Origin of the sequence: Fibrobacter sp., assembly GCF_017551775.1 — a bacterium.
Taxonomy (GTDB): Bacteria; Fibrobacterota; Fibrobacteria; order Fibrobacterales; family Fibrobacteraceae; genus Fibrobacter.
The window spans coordinates 1-3,662 of record NZ_JAFZKX010000054.1 but is presented as its reverse complement, the minus strand read 5'-3'; the positions used below and the strand labels follow the sequence as shown (position 1 = coordinate 3,662).

General features: G+C 53.3%; 4 protein-coding genes. 3 read left to right on the top strand and 1 reads right to left on the bottom strand.

What is annotated here, in order from left to right:
• Nucleotides 1-289 precede the first annotated feature (289 nt).
• Both IK012_RS06325 and IK012_RS06320 read left to right on the top strand, forming a co-directional pair.
• Nucleotides 290-1,336, top strand: coding sequence for a hypothetical protein (locus tag IK012_RS06325; RefSeq protein ID WP_290952029.1), 1,047 nt, complete (start codon nucleotides 290-292; stop codon nucleotides 1,334-1,336).
• Entirely contained in the window at nucleotides 1,333-1,782 is a 450-nt protein-coding gene (locus tag IK012_RS06320; RefSeq protein ID WP_290952025.1) for a PIN domain-containing protein, read from the top strand. The genes IK012_RS06325 and IK012_RS06320 overlap by 4 nt, the downstream gene beginning before the upstream one ends.
• A 25-nt stretch (nucleotides 1,783-1,807) precedes the next feature.
• On the opposite strand, the gene IK012_RS06315 is transcribed toward IK012_RS06320, so the two are convergent.
• Nucleotides 1,808-2,554: a hypothetical protein gene (locus IK012_RS06315; RefSeq protein ID WP_290952022.1), complete on the bottom strand. Its 747-nt coding sequence runs from the start codon at nucleotides 2,552-2,554 to the stop codon at nucleotides 1,808-1,810.
• A gap of 173 nt (nucleotides 2,555-2,727) precedes the next feature.
• Here IK012_RS06315 and gatB point away from each other — a divergent pair.
• On the top strand, nucleotides 2,728-3,662 hold a 935-nt coding region (gene gatB / locus IK012_RS06310; RefSeq protein WP_290952019.1), incomplete at its 3' end, for an Asp-tRNA(Asn)/Glu-tRNA(Gln) amidotransferase subunit GatB.

The window sequence follows — 3,662 nt, the reverse complement described above, 5'->3', positions numbered from 1 at the left end:
CTGCGGCGGGAGCTTCAGCGGCGGGAGCGGCCTCTGCTGCGGGGGCAGCGGCGGGCGCCTTCGCGTCGGCAGGTGCTGCTTCAGGAGCAGCAAATACGGCTGCTGCCAGAATGCAAGAAGCGAGGATCATCTTTTTCATCTATGAATTCTCCTTTGATAATTCAATATGTCAAAAGTTTAGTAAAAACAAGGTTGCTATAATAAAAAGCGGTCAGTTTTTTTTGCAAAAATGTTAGATTTCCCGCCTGTGAGGTTTGTTTTGAAAAAAATTATCTGTTTTATTGCTTTTTTGCTAGTTGCAATCGCTTTTGCTCAAGAAACACTTCCCGTTTATAAGAAAGTAAAAAACGGGGTCGATGAATCTGCGCCGGTCGGTGCGCTCTCCAAGTCGGACTGGATGAAGGAACTTCCCATTCCCAAGGAGAAGGTCCAGAAAGTTTCATGGGTCAAGGAAACCGTCGAAGTGACGGACAAGAAGGGCCGCGTTGTCAAGGACAAGAAGGGCAGGCCCAAGACGAAAGTCAAGAAGACGAAGGTCGTGACCTGGGTGGAACGTGAACCCAAGGAACCCCCGACATACGTGCCCATCGACTGCAAGTACGGAACCGTATGGGTGCGCCGTGCGGAACTGGCTCGTTTCCAGCAGGAAGCGCTCGACCTGAGCGGTGAGTACGCTTCGGCGACGGGAAGCGTTTATCTGAAAAAGTCTCCCAACAATCCCAAGCGGTTCAACGTGGTTATCCAGAATGGCCCCGAGAGCGGTCGCGCCGAAATCGAGATGGGCAATCTCGAAATCCGTGAAGCGAACGGACATGCCCGTTTTGCCTACCAGGAAGATGGATGCATCGTGGATATCGCCGTTACGGGCCGCAGGGTGAAAGTCGCTCAGCGCGGCTGCGATGACTACAACGTCGGAAGCTACACGCTCGCGGGCGAGTACAATAACTATAAGGGTAACACCCGCAAGGCTGAAGTGTTCAACATGCCCGAAAAGGAATTCAAGTTCAAGAAGTACCTGTGGTGCGGAAGCGGCTTTGACAGCTGCGAAGAGACAAAGGACGAGAACGGCGCCGTGTATATCACCTGGAGCAAGGGCGGTAACGGCTTTATCGAGAGGAAGGCGGGCGAAACCGTGCATACCTACAGGCCGTTCGAACACGTGATTCCGCACAAGCGCGAATTCTACAAGGGCGAAAAGCCCGTCGCCATCAAGACCAAGCGCACCGACATGGCGGGTGAGTGGATGATCTGGTACTTCTACCCGAAGGCCGAACGTTTCAAGATGGTCCGCGCCAACATGCGCGAAGACATCGCCTATATGGAAATCTATCAGTGATAAGGGATATCGCACAGAGCCGCGTTCTTTTCTTGGATTCGGGCCCGCTGGTCCGGCTGCTGCAGATGCACCCGGACTTTTACCCGGCGGTATCGGGCGTGCTCGACATGGCCTACGAAAAGAACGTGCAGGTCCTGGTGTCGGCGGTTACCTTGTTTGAAATTACCCAGAAGGCTTTCGGAGCGAACGAGGGCGTACTTGCCCGGCAGTACCGCGAGTTCTTTGAAAATTCGAAGAATGTCCGCTGTTGCGAAGTGAATGCGGAAATCTCCGTGAAGGCTGCAGAACTCTATGCGGCCTCGCAGAAGACCAACCACAAGCTCTCCGAGAACGAGGCGCTTCGCCTTGCAACTGCGTTTGTGAACGGCGCCGATTGCATTCTCACGGAATGCGCGAACTTCCGCGACGCGACGGACGTTGCGGTCTTTACTCTAGACGAAATCTAGACGGGAATTTCCTTTTCCCTTGCGATTAGCGCTGCGGCGACATTTGCTGCTTTTGCTGCTCGCGCTCAATCAGGATTACCTTCAGTTTCTCGTAGAAGGGGAGGTAGTAGGGAATTTCGTCGAGAACTTCCAGCTTGCCCTTCTTGTTGAATCCCAGAAGGTACTTGTCGTTGACGATGAAAATCGGCTCGACCATCTTGAAGGGACTGAACCAGACGATGGTTTCCATTTCTTGTGTGCTGATGGCGCGGATGCTTATGCTGCCCAGGGCGTTTGCTTCTTCGCTACCGGGTTCCGCGGTGTATATTGCGGGGCGGCGAATTTCACGCTTGACCGCTTCCCATGCCTTCCGGGCCGATTTGTCGGTCTTGGGAATTGCATAGAGGAACTTGAATTTTTCCTTTCCCGCATCGAACGTGTACGTGTTTTTTCGTTTGTTGAAAGTCTCGTTCTGTCCGGTGCTTGCAATTTTTTCCCAAGTCCCGGGCATGAGGAACAGGTAGTCTGCGATTTCCAGAACCGTTTCATCGGTGGCAAGCGCCGCTTTTAGTTTGTCGTAAGTGGCGACGACGAGCGAATCGCTGGCTCGGACGTATTGGATGTTGTCGGGAAGCTTCTGGTACTTGATTTCTTCTGGCCTGTTGTTTTCGGCGGTCCCCGTGTATTCGCCTCCCGGTATTTCCTTGTGGTCGGAAAGTTCCCTGGGCATGGATGCGCAGCCTGCGAGAATGCCTGTAACGCAGAAAAATGCGATTATTCTGGAGAGATTCATGATTGTGCCTCCCGTTGAAAAGAACGCTAATGTTAAACTAGATTCTTTTTAGGCTATGTGGAAAAGGAATGGCCCGATTGTACTGCGATAAAGAGCTTTTTTTGGATTTTGAGGCGTACTCGCCTTGCGCAAAAGTTGCTAAATTATTCCCCGTAAAATAATACGGAGTTTTTATGTCCAACTACTGTCCTGTTATCGGTCTTGAAATACACTGCCAGCTCGCTACTAAAACCAAGATGTTCTGCGGCTGCGAAATCGAAGTGAATACGACCCCGAACAAGCACGTGTGCCCCGTTTGCCTCGGTATGCCCGGTGCCATGCCTGTTCCGAACAAGAAGGCCGTGGAATACGCCATTCGCCTTGGGCTTGCGCTCAACTGCGAAATCGACCTGAACGCCATGTGGACCCGTAAGAACTACTTCTACCCGGACCTGCCGAAGGGTTACCAGATTACCCAGACGGGCGGACTTCCGGTGTACGACCACCCGATTTGCAAGAACGGCTGGCTCGAAATCGTCAAGGAAGACGGCACCAAGAAGCGCGTCGGCATTACCCGTATCCACATGGAAGAAGATGCCGGTAAGCTCATCCACGACATGAGCCCGACCGATTCCCACTTCGACGCGAACCGCTGCGGCACCCCGCTTTGCGAAATCGTGACCGAACCGGATATCCGTAGCCCCGAAGAAGCCGTGCTGGTTTTGAAGAAGATCAAGCAGACGCTGGAATACACCCGCGTTTCCAACGCCAACATGGAAAACGGCAACATGCGCTGCGACGGCAACATTTCCCTCCGTGCAAGCGAAGACGCTCCGTTTGGTATCCGCGCCGAAATCAAGAACTTGAACAGCTTCACGAACCTGGAAAAGGCCCTGTACTGCGAAATGAACCTGCAGGCCTCGACCCTCGATGCCGGCAAGGAAGTGGAACAGTGCACCAAGCGTTACGATCCCAACGCCGACAAGACTATCGTGATTCGCTCCAAGGAAGATGCCCACGACTATAAGTACTTCCCGGAACCGGACATGGTTCGTCTCGTGACTGACCCGGCCTTTGTGGAAGAAATCCGCCGCACGCTTCCGGAACTGCCGGATGCCCGCCGCAAGCG

Excerpts from the sequence above, each read along its gene's own strand:
- IK012_RS06315 (WP_290952022.1), bottom strand. The coding sequence starts at position 2,554 with ATGAATCTCTCCAGAATAATCGCATTTTTCTGCGTTACAGGCATTCTC.